Source organism: Mesorhizobium erdmanii, assembly GCF_013170725.1.
Lineage (GTDB): Bacteria > Pseudomonadota > Alphaproteobacteria > Rhizobiales > Rhizobiaceae > Mesorhizobium > Mesorhizobium erdmanii.
In genome coordinates, this window is record NZ_CP033361.1 from 3,134,452 (window position 1) to 3,155,842 (window position 21,391).

10 protein-coding genes are annotated in these 21,391 nt (G+C 64.9%); 3 read left to right on the forward strand and 7 right to left on the reverse strand.

The window, feature by feature from the left end; translation table 11 throughout:
- Positions 1-47: 47 nt before the first annotated feature.
- Positions 48-482, forward strand: a complete 435-nt coding sequence (locus EB233_RS15270) for a PIN domain-containing protein (RefSeq protein ID WP_081293924.1) — start codon at positions 48-50, stop codon at positions 480-482.
- A 20-nt stretch (positions 483-502) separates the two neighbouring features.
- On the opposite strand, the gene EB233_RS15275 is transcribed toward EB233_RS15270, so the two are convergent.
- The 7 genes from EB233_RS15275 to EB233_RS15305 form a co-directional block, all read right to left on the reverse strand.
- The gene (locus EB233_RS15275; protein WP_064988098.1) at positions 503-1,543 is read right to left on the reverse strand and encodes a sulfate/molybdate ABC transporter ATP-binding protein; all 1,041 of its coding nucleotides are present in this window, start codon (positions 1,541-1,543) and stop codon (positions 503-505) included.
- Between the two features lie 129 nt (positions 1,544-1,672).
- On the reverse strand, positions 1,673-2,557 hold the full coding sequence (cysW, locus tag EB233_RS15280) for a sulfate ABC transporter permease subunit CysW (protein WP_027051018.1): 885 nt from the start codon (positions 2,555-2,557) through the stop codon (positions 1,673-1,675).
- Positions 2,550-3,401 carry a sulfate ABC transporter permease subunit CysT gene (cysT, locus tag EB233_RS15285; protein ID WP_064988099.1) on the reverse strand — a complete coding sequence of 284 codons (852 nt, stop codon included), beginning with the start codon at positions 3,399-3,401 and terminating at the stop codon, positions 2,550-2,552. The genes cysW and cysT overlap by 8 nt, the downstream gene beginning before the upstream one ends.
- Positions 3,402-3,477: 76 nt before the next feature.
- Positions 3,478-4,506 carry a sulfate ABC transporter substrate-binding protein gene (locus EB233_RS15290; RefSeq protein ID WP_064988100.1) on the reverse strand — a complete coding sequence of 343 codons (1,029 nt, stop codon included), beginning with the start codon at positions 4,504-4,506 and terminating at the stop codon, positions 3,478-3,480.
- Between the two features lie 203 nt (positions 4,507-4,709).
- Positions 4,710-5,441: a M15 family metallopeptidase gene (locus EB233_RS15295; protein WP_081293925.1), complete on the reverse strand. Its 732-nt coding sequence runs from the start codon at positions 5,439-5,441 to the stop codon at positions 4,710-4,712.
- Positions 5,434-7,524, reverse strand: a complete 2,091-nt coding sequence (pbpC, locus tag EB233_RS15300; protein ID WP_081293979.1) for a penicillin-binding protein 1C — start codon at positions 7,522-7,524, stop codon at positions 5,434-5,436. Before pbpC ends, EB233_RS15295 begins: the two co-directional genes overlap by 8 nt.
- Positions 7,525-7,622: 98 nt before the next feature.
- On the reverse strand, positions 7,623-13,103 hold the full coding sequence (locus tag EB233_RS15305) for an alpha-2-macroglobulin family protein (RefSeq protein WP_064988102.1): 5,481 nt from the start codon (positions 13,101-13,103) through the stop codon (positions 7,623-7,625).
- Positions 13,104-13,383: 280 nt separating this feature from the next.
- Between EB233_RS15305 and EB233_RS15310 the strand changes: the two genes are divergently transcribed.
- Positions 13,384-15,312 (forward strand): autotransporter assembly complex protein TamA, encoded by a 1,929-nt coding sequence (locus EB233_RS15310; protein ID WP_064988103.1) that lies wholly within the window; start codon positions 13,384-13,386, stop codon positions 15,310-15,312.
- Between the two features lies 1 nt (position 15,313).
- A complete protein-coding gene (locus EB233_RS15315; protein ID WP_064988104.1) occupies positions 15,314-21,370 on the forward strand; it encodes a translocation/assembly module TamB domain-containing protein in 6,057 nt (2,018 codons plus the stop codon).
- The last annotated feature ends 21 nt before the right edge of the window (positions 21,371-21,391 follow it).

Sequence of the window (21,391 nt, forward strand, 5' to 3'; positions counted from 1 at the left end):
GCTCCGGATGCAATGCGTTTATGAGTTCAACATAGCGGTAATGGGTGATGTGCGACGAGGTACGCGCGGCGGTTGCATGGTGTCATCGTGAGAAAAGACGGCGTCGCGAACGTCTGTCGTTAGAATTCTATTCCAGTCTGCCGCCGGCTTGCAGGGCGGCCAATGCAATGGTGCGTGAGGGGGACGCCGCCGTCTGCACCAGCATCATAGTCGCCTCGGAATTGCGATATGGTTGCGCCAGGAAAGGATCGGCCAAGCTGCGCAAGAAGGTCGAGGACCTGCTGGCCGAGATCCCTGTCTTGCAGCTCGATGTGCCGGTCGATGCTGAGTACGGCGCGCTTCGCGCCGAACTCGGGGCCGTTGGCCACAGTGACCTTTATATTGCCGCTCACGCCTGCGTATTGGGGGCCACGTTGGTGACGGCCAACATGGGGGAGTTCACCCGGCTACGGAAGCTGAAGGTCGAGAATTGGCTGGAATAATTTAGCGCTCGACCCGAATATTAGGCCGCCGGAAACAGCTTCCAGCGTCCCGGACGGAACGCCACACGGCTCTTCTGCGCCGCGGGATGGCCGACCGGCAGTTCGATTTCGACCCGCTGGCGCTCGCCGCCGATCTCGAGTTCGACGCGCCTGGTGCCGGCGACGCGGCGGCTGGCGGCGACCGTGCCAGCGATGCAGCCGCTGCAGCCGTCGAGCAGTTCGACATCGTGCGGGCGGAAATAGAGCGTTGCCTCGCCCTCCGGCGCGTGCGGCGCCAACAGCCCGATGGGACGGTCCGCGAGCCAGATCTCGCCATTCTCGACCTTGACGGGAAGCGAGCTCGATTCGCCGATGAAGCCGTAGACGAAGGGCGAGTTCGGCGTGTCGTAAATGTCGTCGGCAGTGCCGACCTGCTCGATGCGGCCCTGGCTCATCACCACGACGCGGTCGGCAAGCTCCAGCGCCTCTTCCTGGTCATGGGTGACGAAGACGGTGGTGTGGCCGGTGCGGTCATGGATCTCGCGCAGCCAGCGGCGCAGTTCGCGGCGTACCTGCGCGTCGAGCGCGCCGAACGGCTCGTCGAGCAACAGCACCTTGGGTTCGATCGCCATGGCGCGCGCCAGCGCGACCCGTTGGCGCTGGCCGCCCGAGAGCTGCGCCGGATAGCGTTTCTCAAGCCCCGAAAGCTGGACGAGGTCGAGAAGCTCGGAGGCGCGGCGACGGATTTCCTGGGCCGGTGGCCGCGAGGATCCATGCCGGACTTTCGGGCCGAAGCCGATATTGTCAGCGACCGTCATGTGCCGGAACAGGGCATAGTGCTGGAAGACGAAGCCGACATTGCGCTCCTGGATCGATTTCTGCGAGGCGTCGTCGTCGCCGAAGAAGATCTTTCCACGCGTCGGCCGCTCCAGCCCGGCGATCAGCCTGAGCAGCGTCGTCTTGCCGGAGCCGGACGGTCCCAGCAACGCGATCAGCTCACCCGACTTGATGTCGAGCGAGACGTCGTGGAGCGCGGGAAACCGCTCGAATTCCTTGCGCACACTGGCAACGCGAACTTCCATTTAAACAACCTTTTTTGGTGGATGAATGTCGTTATCCCAAAACCGGCGTCCACTTTTGGGCGACATGCACTTCTTTGTTTCATGCAAGTAGTTGGCCCAAAACCGGCCTCCACTTTTGGGCGACATGCATCAGTGCCCGCGCGTCGCGGCGAGTTCGGCGCCGTAGCGCATCTCGAGCAGTGTTTTCAAGACCAGGGTGACGAGCGCCAGCCCGGCCAGCAGTGAGGCGACGGCAAAGGCGCCGACGGCGTTGTACTCGTTGTAGAGGATTTCGACATGCAAAGGCATGGTGTTGGTCAGGCCGCGTATATGGCCCGATACCACGGACACCGCACCGAACTCACCCATGGCACGCGCGTTGCACAACAGGACGCCGTAGAGCAGGCCCCATTTGATGTTGGGCAAGGTCACATACCAGAAGGTCTGCCAGCCATTGGCGCCCAGCGAAAGCGCCGCCTCCTCATCGCCATTGCCCTGTTCCTGCATCAGCGGGATCAGTTCGCGGGCGACGAAAGGGAAGGTGACGAAGACGGTGGCGAGCACAATGCCGGGCACCGCAAACAGGATCTGGATGCCATGTCCCTTCAGCCAGTCGCCGAGCAGCCCTTGCGCACCGAACAAAAGCACATAGACCAGGCCCGAAATGACCGGCGAGACCGAGAAGGGCAGATCGATCAGCGTGGTCAAAAACGCCTTGCCCTTGAACTCGAACTTGGCGATGGCCCAGGCGGCGGAGATGCCGAAGACGACGTTGAGCGGCACCGAGATCGCCGCGACAAGCAATGTCAGGTGGATGGCCGAGCGTGCGTCGGGCTCACTCAATGCCTGCACATAGGCGCCAATGCCTTTCGCCAGCGCCTCATGGAAGACGATGATCAGCGGCAAAAGCAGAAAGACGCCGAGGAAGGCAAAGGCGATCGCCATCAACACGGCTTGCGCGGGGCGGCTTTCGGTCACCGCCGCCGAGCGGCTCTCATGGTAGGGTTCATAGGATTTGATCTCGGGATCAGCCATAGCGCTTGCGGCTCCATGTCTGGACAAGATTGACGACCAACAGCATGACGAACGACAGAGCGAGCATGATTGCCGCGATCGCGGTCGCCGCCGGATAATTGTATTCCTCCAGCCGGATGACGATCAAAAGCGGCGCGATCTCGGATTTGTACGGCAGATTGCCGGCGATGAAGATGACAGAGCCGTATTCACCGACGCCGCGCGCGAAGGCCAGCGAAAAGCCGGTGATGATGGCTGGCGCCAGGCCTGGGAACAGCACGCGGGTGATGATCTGGAAGCGGCTGGCGCCTAGCGTGGCTGCTGCTTCCTCCACCTCCTTGTCGATCTCTTCCATGATCGGCTGCACGGTGCGCACGACGAAGGGCAGGCCGATGAAGACGAGTGCAACGACGATGCCGAGCGGCGTGTAGGCGACCTTGATGCCGAGCGGCATCAGCAAGTTGCCGATCCAGCCGTTCGGTGCGTAGAGCGTGGTAAGCGCTATGCCGGCCACCGCCGTCGGCAGGGCGAAGGGCAGGTCGACCATGGCGTCGACGATGCGGCGGCCGGGAAAGCGGTAGCGCACCAGCACCCAGGCGACCAGCGTGCCGAAGACGACATTGACGGCAGCCGCGACGAAAGCGGTGCCGAAGCTGATTTTCAGCGCATTGATGGTGCGGCGGTCGCTGGCGATCGCCCAGAAGTCGACCCAGCCGAGAGAGGCCGAGCGCCAGATCAGCCCGGACAGCGGAATGAGGATGATGAGGGTGAGGTAGGCAAGCGAGAAACCGAGCGTCAATCCGAAACCCGGAATGACACTCGGCTGCCTGAAACGCCACCCCGCCTGCGCGGGTGTTGTGGTCATGGAGTTCTGGATTGTCCCTTCTTGCTCAAGCAGACTTTGCCGAAGAAGCCCATTGGCGGACCCCCAGTATCGAACCTCACTGGGCAGGCTTGTAGATCTGGTCGAATATACCACCGTCGCCGAAATGATAAGGTTGTGCCTTCTTCCAGCCACCAAAAAGCGGGTCGTCGATGGAGATCAACTTGATGTCGGGGGTCTTGGGCAGATCCGCCGACGCCACCAGTTCGGGCTTGGCCGGACGGTAATGGTTCTTGGCGATGATCGTCTGGCCTTCCTTGGAGTAGAGCCAGCCGAGGTAGGCTTCGGCCACCTTGCGCGTGCCCCTGGCATCGACATTGGCGTCGACGATCGCCACCGGCGGCTCGGCCAGGATCGATGTCGGCGGATAGACGATCTCGAAATTGTCGGCGCCGAATTCGTCGAGTGCCAGATAGGCGTCGTTCTCCCAGCCGATCAGCACGTCGCCAATGCCCTTTTGCGCGAAGGTGACGGTAGAGCCGCGCGCGCCGGTGTCGAGCACCGGGGCATTGGCGTAGAGCTTGCCGACGAACTCCTTGGTCTTGGCCTCATCGCCGCCATCGTTGGCGTTGGCGTAGGCCCAGGCTGCCAGATAGTTCCAGCGGGCGCCGCCCGAGGTCTTGGGATTGGGCGTGATCACCTGGGTGCCGTCCTTGACGAGGTCGCTCCAGTCGTGAATCCCCTTGGGATTGCCCTTGCGCACCAGGAAGACGATTGTCGAGGTGTAAGGCGCTGAATTGTTTTCGAATTTCTTGCGCCAGTCGGGATTGATCTTCTTCGACTTCGAGACGATGGCATTGATGTCGCCCTCAAGCGCCAGCGTCACCACATCGGCGTCGAGGCCATCGATCACGGCACGCGCCTGGGCGCCCGATCCGCCATGCGACTGCCGGATGGTGACCGTCTCGCCGGTTTCGGCCTTCCAATGCGCGGCGAAGGCCTCGTCATAGGCTTTGTAGAGCTCACGGGTCGGATCGTAGGAAACGTTGAGGATGGTGGTGTCGGCGAACGCGAAACCGAGCGTCCCGAACTGGACAGATGTGGCGACCAGTGCGCCGAGCAGTTTCCGGAAATGAGGTTTGGTCATTTCTGCCTCCGTTGAACCTGCGTTAAATCTAGCGAAGTGATAGAATTTAGATGCATCGAATGTTGCCTTTTTTGCCCTCCTGAAGAAAATCTTCGATGATCTTCCGCCGCCTCGCGAAATATTTTCCTCGCGGAGGCCCTGGACGGACTCGACGTCCTATCTGGAGACACACGGTTCCACGACAAGACCGCTTGGTGCGGCAATCAGTTGGCGCTCACCGGAAAATCGAAGCGCCGGCTAGGAAAGGGCTCGTGCCCGAGCGTAAAATGCCACCATTCGCGGGCGTAGTTCTTGAAGCCGGCTCCACGCATGGCGTCGACCAGCAGCTTGCGGTCTGCAGCCGCTTCATTGCCAAGCGGACGGTGCGCCGTCTTGCTCGTCGGATCGAAACAGTCGAAACCGGTGCCGAAATCGAGCGTGTCAGCATCGACGGCGCCACAGGCGGGTCTGGAGACGGATGGATCGCCGGCCCGCGCGACCGCGACATCGACGGTCGAGCCGCGCGAGTGGGTTGACAGTTCGCCGACATAACCCTTGGCGATGAGGTCGCCACGCCGAACTTTCGGATACCATTGCCGATCGGGTGGTCCGCCCTCTTGCGTCCATTCGCCCATGTCGGCTACGGCACGGGCAGGGCGATAGCAGTCGAACACGACGAGCGTGAGACCTTTGGCGGTCATCGTCTTCTGCACGCCTGCAAGAGCTTGCGCCGCCTGCAAGGTGAGAATGCAGACCGGCGCGTCATAGCCGTTCACCCTGCGATGCAGGAAATTGTCCGATCCGGCGTAGCGGATGTCCTGGCGGATCGAAGGGGCGATGTCGGCAAGGCGAACGAAGCCGGCGGGCAGGGGGTCTGCATGTGCCGGCAGAGCGGACGTGGCAAGCGTCAGCGCGCAAAAACCAACGCGCTGAATCGCCTGGCGCGCTCTATTCAACGAACACTTTCACGCTGGCCGCCCGTCCGGCCGCGTCGATCACCGTCAGCGTCGAATAGCCGGCGCCGTCGGGTTGCCAGGTCGCGGTGCGGCGACGGTCGATGCCGGCCAAAGGCTTGCCGTTGGCCAGCCAGCGGAATGGCGCACGGCCGCCTTGCAGCTTGAGCACCAGCGGCAACGCATCGGCCGAATTGGTGGCGAGGTCGACGCGGGCGCCGTCCGGCGGGAAGATGATGGTTGGTGCGGGCTCGGTCGGCGCTGCCTGCACCAAGCCATCGGCGCCGGCGCCGAAACGGGCAAGCGTCACCGGCAGGTCCTCGCGCTTGGGGGTGAAGGCGCCCGGCGGCTTACCCGGCAGCGGTACGGTGGCGAGACCCGAGCGGACAAAGCCCTCGAACAGGATGGGAGCGGCCGAGACATAGCCGGAAAGGCCCGGCACCGCACTGGCATCGGGACGTCCGACCCAGACACCCAAGACATAGCGGCCGTCGAAGCCGACCGACCAGGCGTCGCGATAGCCGTATGAGGTGCCGGTCTTGTAAGCGATGCCGCGCTGCAAGGCGCCTTCCGGCGGCTTGACCCCCGACAAGATGTCGATGATCTGCCAGTTCGCCTGGTCGTTGAGGATGGTGGCGGTGGTGCGCTCGGCATTGGCCGGCTCGGTGCCGTCATGCAGCGTGTGCGTCTTGCCGCCATTGGCGAGCCCCGTATAGAGCTGGACGAGGTCGCGCAGCGTCACGCCGACGCCGCCAAGGCCGATGGCCAGGCCGGGCGCCTCGTTGATCGGCAGGATCGGGTTGACGCCGGCCTGGCGGAAGCGCGCCGTCAGCCGCGCCGGGCCGACGGCGTCGAGCACGCGGATCGCCGGCACGTTGAGCGACAGCTGCAGCGCCTGGCGGATCGAGACATCGCCCTGGTAGCCCATGTCGAAATTCTTTGGCCGGTAGCCGCCGAAATCGACCGGGCTGTCCTCGATCAGCGTTTCCTGCGCCACCAGTCCCTGTTCGAAGGCGAGGCCATAGATGAACGGCTTCAGCGTCGAGCCGGGCGAGCGGACGATCTTGGTCATGTCGATCCAGCCGGAACGGCTGGCGTCGAAGAAGTTGGCCGAGCCGACTTCGCCCAGAATGTCGCCGGTGCGGGAATCGGCCAGCACCATGGCGACGGACAGACGCGGCCCAAGCCTGATCGCGGCGTCGCGTGCCACCTTTTCCAGCCCTTCCTGGACGCTTTTGCGGATCGTCAACTGCAAGGGCTGGCCTGGAACAGCCTTGGGCAGCATCGCATAGGCGGCGTGCGCGGCGAGCGCCGGCAAGGTACGGCGCAGGCCCGACACATCGTCGAGGGCGGCGCGTGCCGCCTCGCGTTCGCCGATCAAGCCCGACGAGACCATACGGCTCAGCACACGGTCGCGGGCGGCGTGGGCGATTTCGAGGTTGCGGTCGGGCCGGCGCTTTTCCGGCAGTTGGGGCAAGGCGACGAGCAAGGCGGCTTCCGACACGGTAAGCCGTTTCGGCTCCTTGCCGAAATAGGCAAGCGAAGCGGCGCGCACGCCTTCCAGATTGCCACCATAAGGCGCCAGCGTCAGATAGCGTTCGAGGATCTCGCGCTTGGACAGTCGCCGCTCGATCTGGATGGCGCGCAGCATCTGCTTGATCTTGGAGCCGAGGCTGCGGCTTTCGCGCGGCTCGATCAGGCGTGCAAGCTGCATCGACAGGGTCGAGCCGCCGGAAACGATGTGGCCGCTGGTGACGAGCTGGCCGGCGGCACGGCCCAGCGCCAGCACGTCGACGCCCTCATGGTCCCAGAAACGCTTGTCCTCATAGGTGACCAGCATGTCGACGAACTGCTTGTCGACCTGGTCGAGCCGGGTTTCGAGCCGCCAGTAGCCGTCCGGCGCGGCGAAGGCGCGCAACAGCTGGCCATCGCGGTCCTGGACCTCGGTCGAGACGGTGAGTTCCGCCGGCAGGGGCGGCGGGAAGGCGCGGTCGAGTTCCCACAGCGCGGCGACGGCTATTGCCGCAAAACCCACCAGGGAGGCGGCGGCGATGCCTGTTCGACGGAGAAATTTTCTGGAGAGCATGGCGCTGCCCCTCACCCGCCTGCCGGCACCTTCTCCCCGTTGATCGGGGAGAAGGCAACTGTCGCGGATATCGGCGTGTTCATCTTCGCCAAGGCGCCTTACGGCGCCTTGATCTCCATCATGCCGGTGGCGGTGCGGGCCGAAAATTGCGGCCGGTACATGTCCTCCACCGTTGCCGCCGGATGTGCGTAGGTGCCCGGCGTCACGGCGCGCACGACATAGGCAAGCGTCAGATTGTGGTCGTGGTCGCCATCGGCCGGGTTGAACGCCGCGACGAAACGGTCGTCGCGGAATTCAAGATGCGCGGCGTCGGTCTGTGCCAGCCAGAAGAAGTTGGTCAATTGGGCGCTGGAGACCAGGCCGGGATTGTCGATCTCGAAGCCGGCCGGCAAGAGGTCGGTGACCAGAAGGCGAGACGGCCAGCTGTTCTGCTCGGTGACCTTGAGCACGACGACATAGCGTTCGTTCTGGGTAGCCTCCGTCACATTGGCTTCGGTGCCGTCGAGCTTGTAGTAGGTGCGGTCGATGGTGAAGCCGTCGCCGCCGGCCGGCAAGGGCTGGATCGGCGATGCCACTGTGGTGACGACGGCCTGCAGTGGGGTCTTGCCGGTGTTGGCGATTTCGAGCGGGCTGTCGACCAATTCGGAGCCGTTGACCTGGCTGGAATAGCCGCCCGAATGCGGCGCGCCGTTGACGGTCAGCGTGATCGAGTCGTTGCCCTCCTTCAGCGCGCGGGCCGCCAGCAGCATCCAGGAATCGTCCTGGGTGCTAGTCCAGCGGACTTCGGCGCGTTCCCTGGTCACCAGCTTGATCAGCTCGGGCACGATCGTCGACACCGGCTTCGATTCCGCCGCCAGCGACAGCATCGCCGCGCCGTCACGCAGCGCCGAACCGTAGTCGGAGCGGTACCAGTCGTAGTCGGTCTGCGACTTGGCCAGCTGCAATGCGGTCTTGAACGTCGCCTCCGAGCGCTGTGTGTCGCCGTAGAGCGCAAGGCTCGCCGCCAGTTGGGCAACGGCCATCGGGCTCGAGAAGGCTTCGAGCTGGGTGTCGGCATAGTAGCGCAAGTCGCCGATCGAGGCCTTCTTGTTGCGGGCCAGAACGTAGAGGGCGTAGGCGATCTCGCTGCCGCGGTCCTGTACGCTCTGGTCGTAGCCGAGCGAGTTCTGCAGATTGCCCAGCGCCTGGTTCATGGCCAGCGCCGGCACCTCGTATTTCTGCTCGCGCGCCCTGGTCAGGAACTCGCTGACATAGGCATCGAGCCACAGATCGCCGGAACCCGGACCCCACAGGCCGAAGCTGCCGCTCGAGGACTGGTAGCTCAGGACCTTGTAGATGGCGTCCTGGATGCGGCCATGCAGGTCGGGGTCGCTTTCCATGCCGATGCCCGAGGCCATCTCGTTGACATAGAGAAGCGGCATGGCGCGGCTGGTGGTCTGCTCGGCGCAGCCATAGGGGTAGCGGTCGAGCGTCATCAGGAGCGAGGGCACGTCGAAGGCCGCCGCCTGCGAAACGCCGACGCTGACGGAAGCACCGTCGAGCAGGCTTGCCGCCAAGAGCTCCTTGTCGACGCGGAGCGCGCCGCCATTGCCCTTGAGGTCGACCACAAGGCGCGTGGTGACCGGCAACTGCGCTGGGCGCACCGGTACGTACAGCGTCTGCTCGACCTTGGTGCCGTCGGCATGCGCCAGTTTGATGGTGAGCGAGGCATTGCCCGGCGTCTTCGCGATCAGCGGCACGGTCAGCGTCTGGCGCTTGCCCTGGGCGAGCGTCAGCTTCTGCGGCAGGGGCTTGTCGCCCGTCGACAGGTCGCCTGTCGTGTCGATCGAGAAGGCATAATCGCCGGCGGGGCCATCGGTGTCGGCGACGTCGAGCCGCATGACGGCGGCGTCGCCGGGCGCCAGGAAGCGCGGCAGGCCGGCGGTGATGACCACCGGGTCACGCACGATGACATCCGACTGGGCATGGCCGACCGCTTCCTTGGTCCAGGCGACGGCCATGACGCGCACGGTGCCGTTGAACTGCGGAATATCGAAGTCGATGCGTGCCTTGCCGTCAGCGTCGAGCTGGACCGGGCCGGAGAAGAAGGCGACCAGCTTTTCGGTCGGCGGGCTGCCCTGCGCCTGCATGTTGGCGCCGTCACCGCCGGTCCTGAGCTTGCCGGTGGTGCCGAGCGAGCCGTCGATCAGGCGGCCGTAGATGTCGCGGATCTCCATGCCCAGCATGCGCTGGCCGAAGAACCAGTTCTCCGGGTCCGGCGCCTTGTAGTTGGTCAAATTGAGGATGCCGACATCGACGGCGGCCACCATGACATAGGCGTTGGTGCCCGGCTGCACGCCAGCCACGGCAACCGGGATCGACAGTTGCTGGCGCGGCGTCGTCTTGCCCGGCGGCGTCAGCGTTACGGCGAGCTTCTTCGATCCCGGATCGACCGTCAGCCATTTTACGCCGATGGCGCGGGCCGGCATGCGTGTTTCCTGGGCGTCGCCCGGCCTGAACAGGGTTGCCGTGACATAGGCGCCGGCGCCCCAATCGTCGCCGACCGGGATGTCGACGGTGCTGCCGCCGGCCGGCACCGTCGCCGTGACGGTCTTCAACAGCTTGTCGGAACCGATATTGATCAGAAGTTCGCCGGCAAAATGCGGCGAGACTTTCAGCTTCGCCACTTCGCCGGCGGCATAATTGTCCTTGTCGAGAGCGATCTCCAGGCCGTCGGGCGTTTCGGTGGTGGTCGAGGCGACATACCAACCGGCGTCGAATTCGTAGCTGGTGGCAGGACCCTCGGGATCGGAAGTTTCCACCTCGAGCCTGTACTGGCCCCAATCGACCGGCACGGAGACGGTTGCGTCACCATCGGCGCTGAGGTCGATCTGGCCGTTGGCGATCGACTTGGTCAAGGTGACCGGCTCGTAGCTCCACGAATTGTTGGAGCGGTACCATTGGTAATTGCGTTCGACCTTGACCAGCGTCCACTGCGCGCCTTTCAGCGCCTCGCGCTTGCCAGCCGGATCGACCGCGATCAGGCTGAACTTGGCCGTGCCGCCCTGCGGCACCTCATCATCGGCGAAGTCCGGACGAATGCCGATCATATGGCCTTGCGGGCGGATGCCGATGTTGAGCGAGCGCTCGATGGCGCGGCCACCGGTTTCGCGCATGCGCACCGTCACCTTGCCGTTGACCAGCTTGGTGGTCGAGGGCAACTGGTCGACGGAGATCGGGAAGGTCGCCTTGCCGTCATCGCCGACCACCGGCAGGTTGGTCAGCGGCGTGACCGTCGGTTCCGCCGACTGCTCGTCTGCGAGGCCGAAGGAAAAGTTGGGGAAGCGGTCCCAGTCGCGGGACGTCGACAGCGTCAGTTCGCCTTCCAGTGCCAGGCCCGCCGCTGGCGCGCCATAGAGGAAGCGGCCGTCGATGTCGATGTTGGCGGTTTCGCCGCGCTCGATTTCCTGCTTGTCGGCCTTCATGTCGAATTCGATGCGATCCGGCACGAAATCCTCGACCAGGAACATCTGGCTGGCGACGGCCGGCTGCTTGGGATCGGTATGGATCGACACCGACCAGGTGCCGCGCATGGCGTTGGCTTCGAGCGGCAGGTCGACGGCATGGCCGCCGGCCGAAGCGCCGTCGCTGACGATGCGGCGGTCCTCGACGCCGTCGGGGCGCGAGAAGATGAAGGTCAGCGGCAGGTTCTCGACCGCCTTGGCGGCGCCATCGCGGGCAAGAGCGGCGACATGGATATCCTCGCCGGCGCGGTAGATGCCGCGCTCGGTCCAGGCATAGACGTCGAGCGCGCCGGGCGCCGCGCGCCCGGTAACGCCACGGTCGGAGAGGTCGAAGCCGGCCTTGGACATGTCGAGGAAGACGAAATCATTGTCGCCCTGCTTGGCCATCAGAACGGCCGGCACCATGCCGCCGTCACCGCGCGTCAGGCCGGGGTTGAAGACGGCGTGGCCGTCGGCATCCGAGGTCGCGGTGCCGAGAATCTCGTTGTTACGGGCAACCAGCGTCAGTTCGGCGCCGGCGATCGGCTTGGCCGAGCCAAGCGAACGGGCAAAGACGTTGAGCCCGTCCTGGCCGGTATAGGTCGACAGTCCGATGTCGGAGACGACGAACCACTGGGTGGCCATCGAATTGTAGTCGTCGCCCTTGCCGTTGACGGACTGGGCGGTCAGCACATAGACGCCGGGCTTGCGCTGCGGCAGCGCTTCGTCGACCGGGAAGGAGGTGGTGACCTCCTTGTTGAGGTCGTTGACGATGTCGAGCTGGCCCTGCCAGACCGGCGCGCCCATCTGCTCGGAAATGTTGGAGATGTCATAGCCGTCGAGCTGGTGAAGGAACTGGTAGCCCGACAGCAGCTGCGCCAGCGAACGGTCGCCGATGCGGTAGAGCTTCATCTCGGCTGCATTCATGTTGACGGTGACCACCGGAATGCCGCGGCGCGCGCCAGCCGGCAACACGAAGCTGTCGCCGGTGAAGCGGGCGGACGGGGCGCGATCCTGCACGTAGATCGACAGCACCACGGGAGCGGCGGTCACTTCGCCGATCGCCGCAGGCAGGCCAGCGCGGAAGGTGACGTCATAATGCTGGCCGTGTTCGAGCCCTTCGACGCAGATCTGCTTGCCCTTGGCCTCGACGCCCTTCGGCGGCGCGTTGTCGACTGTCACGAACTGCGCATAATCGACACCGGTCTTGACCAGGTCCTCGGAGAATTGCGCGCAGATGCGCGGCGCGCTGGTGTCGGCGTCGACGCTGTGGTCGATGACGCGGAAACCCTTGCGGGCTTTCAGATCGGCATAGTCGGCCTGCACGGCCGGTGACGTTACCAGCGCCAGGCTCGCCTCATATGCCTGCAGGGCCGGCCGGTAGAGATCGCGCTTGTCGAGACCGGCACCGAGCAGGGCCAGCGCGTCGGCGCGCGTCTTGGTGGTGCGCAAGAGCTTATAGGCGTTGAAAGCAGCCGAAGTGCCGTTCATCGGGAAAGTGGAGACTTCCACGGTGCCGGCCGTGGGCTGCACGGCCAGCGTTTCGCGTGCCAGGTTGAGCCAAAGCTTGCCATCGTCGGGCATTACCGAGACAGCGGATTCGTATTTCTGCATGGCGGAGCGATGGTCGCCGGTCTGTACGGCCTGCTCGGCCGAGTTGATCAAGGCGGCCATGCCTTCGGTCGGCTTGTCAAAGGCCGGGCCAAGCAGCCTGTTGCGGTATTGCTGGGCCTGGTCGGCCATCCAGTTGGGGAAGAAGGCGAGTTCCGGCGGGGCGCCGATATCGGGATCGCCGTCAATTTTGACGATCTTGCCGGCGACCGCGCCGTTGAACGGCTTCAGTTGGTTGTAGTCGGATTTGAGAAAGCACCATTTGGCCTTAGTGTTGTAAGTGAAGGCGCGGCAGGCCGGATCGCCAAGGCATGTCGTCTTGCACTGGTCGAGGGTGACATTCTGGTCGGATCTGAGGTCAAAGCCGAAATAGTCGGAATTGTCGGTCGTTGCGATTCGCCGGGCCTCGGCCGCTTGCGCGACAGTTCCCCAAGCGAAGAAAAAAAGGATCAGGATCGACAGACCACGAGCCGCGCGCATTGTCATAACACCCTCCAGACAATTGCAGACGTCCGGGCATGTTCAAGCTTCAGTCGAGCTTGTCAACGCGCGGACGCGGCAGGTGCCGCCTGCCAACGGTTTATTTTCCGGCCAAGGACCGGTATGCGGACAGTAACCTCCATAGGACAGGGGATCACGCATTCTTGCGGACACGCAGAAGGTGTGAATTCCAAGCCCGTCCTATTTCAGACAATTGGATTGTGGCCCCTTTACGAGCGCTTCAGAACTTCATTCCAATTTTAGTTTTGTAACCTAGGTTGTCTTAATGCCGGCGCATGAAAAGCAGATGTCAGGAAGGAACGCGCCAGGGCGCGCCCTTCCGCGCGCCCTGCTTTTGGCCGTGATGTGCACGAGCGCGCTGGTCGCCGAATCAAGGACCGCCGCTGCTTTCGAGCTTTTCGGCATCAAGCTGTGGGGATCCTCCAACGACCAGGACGCCGACATCGTCGATCCCCTGCGCTACGCCGTGACGCTCAACGCGCCCGACGCGGACAAGGACCTCACCAAGAAGCTTGAAAACGCCTCGGCGCTAAAGGGCGACGAGGATCGCCCGGTTTCGGGTTCCCTCGGGCTCATGGCCAAGGCGCGTAGCGACCGTGAGCAACTGGTCGCCGCCCTTTACGCCGATGCCCGCTATGAAGGCGTGGTCACCATCACCATAGACGGCAAGCCGCTCGACGACTTGCCGCCGGACGCCGAATTCAAGGGCCCGCAGCCGATCCCGGTGTCGATCAATATTGCCACCGGCCCCAAATTCACCCTCGGTAACATCAGGTTGGAAGGCGACGCCGCCGGGCTGATGAGCGCCGATTACGGCCTGATATCGGGCGGCGACGCCGGGTCGGGCGCCGTGCTCAAGGCCGAGGCGCTGATCGTGCGGACGCTGAAGGAGCAGGGCAGGCCGCTGGCCAAGGTGACCGACCGGCAGATCGTCGCCGACCATGCCAACTCGACGCTCGACGTGACGCTGACGGTGGCGGCCGGGCCGGTCGCCGGTTATGGCGCGACGACGGTCGAAGGCACCGAGAAGGTCGACCGCGACTTCACCGAATACATGACCGGGCTGAAGCGCGGCAAGCAGTACTCGCCGCAGGAGATCAGCGACGCGCGCGACAGGCTGCTGGCGCTCGAGGTCTTCAACAGCGTGACCTTCAAGGAAGCCGACAAGCTCGACGCCGACGGCAACCTTCCGATCGGCGTTCAGGTCAGCGAACGCAAGCCGCGCTATTTCGGCCTCGGCGGTACCTTCTCGAACACCGAGGGGCTGGGCCTGGAAGGCTATTGGGGGCATCGCAACCTGTTTGGCCACGCGGAAAAGCTGCGCATCGACGGCGCCATCTCGGGCATCGGCAGCAACAATCTCTCGGAACTGAACTACAATGCCGGCATCATGTTCGAGAAACCCGGCGTGATCGGACCGGCGTCGAAGTTCTTTGCCGGCGTGAAGACCGTGCTCGAGCATCCGGACGCGTATGACCATTTCTCGGTCAAGGGCAGCACAGGCCTGTCCTATGAACTCGACAAGAAGCAGACCGTCTCGGCGGAGGTGGCGCTCGACTATTCCAGGATCACGGATGCGTTCGGCAAACACACCTACCTTATCGCCAGTGTCCCGCTGCAATATGTCTATGACAACAGGGATAGCAGGCTGAACCCGACCAGCGGCTTCCGGGTCCTGGCCTATGCCGAGCCGAGCTACGACATCATGAGTGGCGCGGCCTTCCTCAAGCTGAAGGGCGAGGGCTCGGCCTATCAGTCGCTGGACACGGCCTCGAAGTTCGTGCTGGCCGAGCGCGTCGCCGTAGGTTCGATCGTCGGCACTGGACTGCAGAACGTGCCTGCCGACAGGCGCTTCTACTCCGGCGGCGGCGGTTCGGTGCGTGGCTATGCCTATCAGGGCATCGGCCCCAAGGATTTCAACGGCCAGCCGATCGGCGGCCTGTCCTTCTTCGAGACCTCAGTCGAGATGCGCATCGCCGTCACCGACACGATCGGCATCGTGCCTTTCGTCGATGCCGGCACGGTGTCGACGAAGTCGGTTCCGAACTTCTCCGACGTCAAGGTCGGCGCCGGTGTCGGCCTGCGCTATGTCACGCCGTTCGGGCCGCTGCGCATCGATGCGGCCGTGCCGCTCAACCGCGACCCCAGTGATCCGCATTTCGGCATCTATGCCGGCATCGGGCAGGCGTTTTGACATGAAGATCGTCTGGCGCATCCTCCGCATTGTCCTCTACACGCTGCTGATCGTGGTTGCGGGCGTGATCGGCGCGCTTGTCGTGCTGACCAAGACCGAGCGCGGACGCGACAATCTCGCCGGCATCGTTTCGCGATTGGCCTCGAACGACGACCGCAAGATCACGGTCAGCGGCATCGATGGCATCTGGTCGGGTAACCTCAGCGTCGATCATGTCGTGCTGGAAGACCGCCAGGGCGCCTGGTTGGTTGCCCGCAAGGTGGCCGTCGACTGGTCGCCGCTGGCGCTTCTGTCGAAAAGCTTCAGTGCCGACCGCATCGCCGCCGAGCGCATTGAACTCGCACGCCTGCCGATCGCCGGCACGCAGCCGCCGGCGCCGAGTGGCGGCGCAACGACGCTGCCGGTTGCCATCGACGTCAAGCAGATAGACCTTCCCGAAATCGCGCTTGGCCCGCAACTGGCCGGCAGCGGCATCGCCGAACTTGCCGCCAAGGGGATGCTCAAGGCCGACGCCGCGCCGCTGGCGGTCGAAACGACGCTCGCCGTCACCCGCCACGACGGCAAGCAAGGCAATGTCGACGCCAAGATTCACTTCGCGCCTGGTGACAACAGGCTCGACCTCGACCTCAAGGCTTCGGAGCCGGCAGGCGGCATCATCGCCAATCTGCTCAAGCTGCCGGACGCGCCGCCGGTCGACATAACCGTCTCGGGCACGGGGCCGCTCGCCAACTGGAACGGCATCGCCACGTTCACGGTCGACGGCAAGATCGTCACGCAATTGACGGGCCGTCATCAGCTCACCGACAAGGGCAATCACGTGGAGGCCAAGGGCGATGGTGAGTTCGCGCCCTTCCTGCCGGAGAATCTGAGGCCGCTGTTTGCCGGCAAGACCAGCTTCGATGTCGCCGGCACCGCCACATCGGCCGGCGGCATCAGTATCGACCGGGCCAGCATCGAAAGCGATGCCATCCATGGCACCGCGACCGGCATCGCCGACCCGGCCGGCGCCAGCGATCTATCGGTTCAAATTGCCGCCAAGGGCGCGCCTGTGCAGATCACGGTGGGAAGTGCGGCGCAACCGATAACGCTGGCGATCAGGAACGCCACCGCCCGTGCGTTCGGCGACGGCAAGGCGCCGATCGTCGATATCGGTGCTTCGCTGGCTTCGGTGGTGGCGGGCGGCACGCAACTGAACGATCTGGCGGCACAAATCCATTCCGACGGCTTCGACATCCAGAACCGCGCCGGTCCGGTTGCCGTCAAGCTGACGGCGGGCGGGTTGAAGACCGATGTGGCGACGCTGGCGCCGCTGGTCACCGGCAAGGTCGATGTCGACCTGGCGGGATCGCTGAGCAAGGATGCCATCACTATCGACCAGGGCACAATGCGCTCCGATGCGCTCAACGCCTCGCTGACGATGACGGTGGCGCTTGCCGATCTCTCGATGCAGCTCAAGATGAACGCCGATGCGGTGTCGACCGCCTTGCCGCCGCAGATCAGCTCGGTGCTCGGCGACCGGGTGAAATTCTCGGCCGCCGCGACGCGCGATCCGCAAGGCGCCTTTGCCGCCAATTCGATCTCGTTGACGTCCGGTTCGCTCAGCGCCAGCGGCACCGCCAGTGCGCAAGGAACGGACATCCAGGCCGACATCAAGGGCACGCTGGGCGACGTTTCGGTGCTGTCGCCAATGGTCGGCGTGCCGGTTGCCGGCGGCGTCAATTTCTCGCTGTCGGCCAGCGGCGCCCGGACGGCGCCGGATTTCACCGTCTCCGCCGACAGCGATAGCCTGACGGCGTCAGGCCGCACCGTGAAGGCGATCAAGTTGACGGCGAGCGGCAAGGCCGACATTGCAAGCCCTTCCGCCGATGTCTCGCTGACCGGCGCCGTCAACGACCAGCCGCTCGACGTCAAGGCGGCGCTGGTGACCAGCGAGGGCAAGCGCTCGATCAACGGTTTCCTCGTCTCGCTGGGCGACAACAAGGTTTCTGGCGACCTCGCGCTTGACGACAAGTTCATGCCGCTCGGCACGTTGACGCTCGCCGCACCGGCAATCGACCAGTTGGCGGCACTCGCCGGCCAGGCGGTGACCGGCGACATCAACGGCACCATCCTCTTTGCTCGGGATGGCGAGGCACCGTCCGTCACCATCGATGCGAAAAGCACGTCGATCGCGCGTGGCGAGGTGACGGCCAAGACGATCGCCGTCAACGCGCTGATCGCCAACTATCTCAAGGCGCCGGCGATCTCGGGCACCATCAAGGCTGACGCTGTCACGGCGGGCGCCACCGAGATCAGCGGCATCGGTGTCGACCTGAAGCGCGACGGCGACTGGACCAATTTCACCGGCGGCGCGACGATTGCAGGCATTCCGGCGACAGCCGCCGGCCGGGTCAAGATCGCCGAGGGGACCACCAGCGTCGAGATCGCCTCGGGCGAGGCGACGGTTCGCGGCATCAAGGCGGCTATCGCTGAAGCCTCGACACTTACCATCGCCAATGGCACGACCAGCATCGAGAGACTGGCGCTGGACATTGGCGGCGGCGCGGTGACGTTGTCGGGCAGCGTCGGCCAGACGCTCGATCTCGCGGCACAGTTTTCCGCGCTGCCGGCAGCCCTTGCCAATGATTTTGCACCTGGGCTCGATGCCGTAGGTACGCTGGGTGGCACGGCGCAGGTGACCGGAACGCCGGCTGCTCCACAGGTTCGGTTCGACGCACAGCTTGCCGGCGTCGAAACCAGCCAAACCCGCCAGGCCGGGCTAGGGCCGCTCGCTGTCGATGCGGCCGGCGCCTACACTTTGGCTGGCGGCGTCGCGCTCGACCATGCGACGCTCTCGGGCGAGAAGATTTCCGGCAAGGCTTCCGGCACGATCAACCCCAATGGCGCCAGCGATTTCGTGCTGAATCTCATCTCATCCGGCCCCAGCCTGCCGCTGACGGTCGGCAGCGCCGCGAGCCCGGTCAGGATCGAAGTCCAGTCCCTGTCGGCAAAGGTGGCGGGCGAGAGCACGCAGGCCCGCCTGGACGTTTCCGCGATCCTGCCGTCGGTCACCACCAGTCCGGCCAAGGTGGACGGGCTTGTCCTGGCGTTGCATTCGGATGCGTTCGATCTCAGGAATCGCGCCGGGCCGGTTTCCGGCACGGTGTCGGTCGACAAGGTCGGTCTCGACAATGCCGCGATCGCGCCGCTGATCGCCGGCAAGGTCACGGCCGCACTCAACGCCCGGCTGACGCCCAACTCCGTCGCCATCGAAAGTGGCTCGCTCAAGAGCGAAGCGCTGAACAGCCAGGTCGCCGGCCAGGTATCGCTGCGCGACGGCGCCATCGACCTTACGCTGAGCGCGGACGCACCGTCGTCGGCCTTGCCGGCCGCAGCGCGTGGCATGCTCGGCGAACGCGCGCGGATCAGCGCCACACTGAAGCGCGATCCCAACGGCAGTATCAATGTCGATGGACTGAAGCTGGCATCGGGTGGACTGACCGCACAGGGGCAGGCGAGCCTTGCCGACAACAAGGTGGCGGCCGACATCACAGGCGCCCTTGCCGATATCTCGCCGCTGTCGAAGGACGCCAAAGGCGCCATTGCCTTTGCGCTAAGCGCACAGGGACCGGCCGTCGCGCCCGATCTGTCGCTGACGGTCAACAGTGATCGCCTGCTGGTTGCGGAGCGCGAGATCACCGGGCTGAGGCTCACCGCCACCGGCAAGGCGGATGCCGCCAACCCGGCGGCGAATGTGCAGCTCACCGGCAATGTCGCGGGACAAGCCTTGCAAGGCAGCGCGGTGCTGGCGACGGCTGACGGCAAGAGCGCCATCAACGGCCTGCTGCTGTCGCTGGGCAAGAACAAGATCTCCGGCGATCTGGCGCTGGACGACAAGTTCGTGCCCGAGGGAACCATCTCGCTCGATCTGCCCGATATCGGGCCGCTTGCGGCGCTAGCGCTGGAAAAGGCCGAGGGCGACGTGCGCGGCACGATCGCCTTCACGAGGAACGGGGCAGCGCCGCAAGTCGCCATCAAGGCTGCCACCGCCTCGATCACCCGCGGCGACCTGCAGGCAAAGGCCGTTTCCATCGATGCGCTGATCGCCAACTACCTCGCCGCGCCGGTGATCTCGGGCAAGATCCGCGCGGATACCGTCACATCGGGCGGTACCGTGATCAGCGGCATCAACGTTGATTTGAAGCGCGACGGCGACTGGACCGGCTTTTCCGGTGGCGCCACGGTCAAGGGCATTCCGGCGCAGGCCGCGGGCCGCGTGAAGGTGGCCAATGGCACAACCACCATCGAACTCGCCTCCGGCCAGGCGACCGTGCAGGGCTTCAAGGCGGCAATCGCCCAGGCCTCGACGGTCAGCATCGCCAACGGTACGACGACGCTGGACAGGCTGGTCCTCAACCTTGGCGGCGGCACGGCAACGGTCACCGGCAAGGTCGGGCAAGCGCTCGACATCAATGCGACGCTCGCCAAGGTGCCGATGTCGCTCGCCAACAGTTTTTCGCCTGGCCTCGATGCCGCCGGCTCGATCTCCGGTACGGTGAAGGTGACGGGCGCGCCGGCCAGTCCCGCCGTCGCGTTCAACATCGACGCGGCCGGTGTGCAGACATCGCAGACCCGGGGTGCCGGCGTCGGCGCGGTGAGCGTGTCCTCGTCCGGCACTTTTGCCGGCAAAAAGCTGACCTTCAACGCCAATGTCAGCGACGGCGCCGGCCTTGGCCTGAAGGGCGGCGGCACGGTGACCACGGCGGGCACGCCGGCACTGGTGCTCGACTTCAACGGCGCCGTGCCGTTCGGCATCCTCAGCCAGAAGCTTGCCGCGCAAGGCTTGGCGTTGACGGGGACCGCCAATGTCAATGTCCAGGTGCGCGGGCCGGCGACTTCGCCCGTCATCGGCGGCAGCGTCAGCACTTCGGGGGCGCGGCTGGTCGATGCGCGCTCGGGGCTGGCCGTCAACGACCTCACGGCCGATGTCTCGATCGGCGGCGGCGTCGCCAGGATCAACCGGCTGACCGGAACATTGTCAACACGCGGCAGCCTGTCGGCCAGCGGCACGGTCGGCATCAACCCGGCGCAAGGTTTTCCGGCCGATCTGTCAATCAAGCTTACCGACGGGCGCTATACGGATGGGCGCGTGGTGACCGCCAATCTCGGTGGCGACCTGACGATCAAGGGGCCGCTGACATCGGCGCCGGCGATTGCCGGAACCGTCAATCTCGCCAAGACCGTCATCACCGTTCCGGATAAATTGCCGGGCTCGCTCTCGGCGCTCGACGTCAAGCACAAGAATGCGCCTGGTGCCGTCAGGGCGCAGGACAAGGCACTGCGGCCGGCGACGACCAGCGGCAAGAGCGGCGGCAGCGGGCTCGCGCTCGACGTCACCGTCAATGCGCCGAACCAGATCTTCATCCAGGGCAGGGGTGTCGACGCCGAACTGGGCGGCTCCCTCAGGCTGACCGGCCCCGCCTCGTCGCCCCAGGCGGTCGGCACCTTCACCCTGCAGCGCGGCCGGCTGTCGATCCTCGGCAAGCGGCTGACCTTCACCGATGGCACGGTCGGCTTCTCCGGCTCGCTGGTGCCCTACCTCAACCTGACCGCGACGACGACGACGACCAGCGCCACCGTCACCATCGTTGTGTCGGGCGAGGCGACCAATCCGAAATTCACCTTCTCCTCGGTGCCGGCGTTGCCCGAGGACGAGGTGCTGGCGCAACTGATCTTCGGCCGCTCGATGTCGAACCTGTCGCCACTGCAGATCGCGCAACTGGCCGAAGCAGCCGGGCAGCTGGCCGGCGTCGGTGGCTCGACGTCATTGCTGGAGAACCTGCGCAGCGCCATTGGCGTCGACGATCTCGACGTCACCACCGATAGCCAGGGCGGCACGGCGGTGTCGGCCGGCAAGTACCTCAACGACCGCACCTATGTGACCATCCAGAAGGGCGACAAGCCGGGTTCGGGCAAGGCGACCATCGACCTCAATGTCGGGCGCGGCGTCAAATTGCGCGGCGAGGCGACCGACGCCGGCGAGGCCAAGGGCGGCATCTTCTACGAAAAGGAATATTGAGGGCTGGCCCCTGCGATGGCT

Coding starts and splice junctions, on each gene's coding strand:
- EB233_RS15270 (WP_081293924.1), top strand. CDS start 48: ATGTGCGACGAGGTACGCGCGGCGGTTGCATGGTGTCATCGTGAGAAA.
- EB233_RS15275 (WP_064988098.1), bottom strand. CDS start 1,543: ATGGAAGTTCGCGTTGCCAGTGTGCGCAAGGAATTCGAGCGGTTTCCC.
- cysW (WP_027051018.1), bottom strand. CDS start 2,557: ATGGCTGATCCCGAGATCAAATCCTATGAACCCTACCATGAGAGCCGC.
- cysT (WP_064988099.1), bottom strand. CDS start 3,401: ATGACCACAACACCCGCGCAGGCGGGGTGGCGTTTCAGGCAGCCGAGT.
- EB233_RS15290 (WP_064988100.1), bottom strand. CDS start 4,506: ATGACCAAACCTCATTTCCGGAAACTGCTCGGCGCACTGGTCGCCACA.
- pbpC (WP_081293979.1), bottom strand. CDS start 7,524: ATGCTCTCCAGAAAATTTCTCCGTCGAACAGGCATCGCCGCCGCCTCC.
- EB233_RS15305 (WP_064988102.1), bottom strand. CDS start 13,103: ATGACAATGCGCGCGGCTCGTGGTCTGTCGATCCTGATCCTTTTTTTC.
- EB233_RS15310 (WP_064988103.1), top strand. CDS start 13,384: ATGCCGGCGCATGAAAAGCAGATGTCAGGAAGGAACGCGCCAGGGCGC.
- EB233_RS15315 (WP_064988104.1), top strand. CDS start 15,314: ATGAAGATCGTCTGGCGCATCCTCCGCATTGTCCTCTACACGCTGCTG.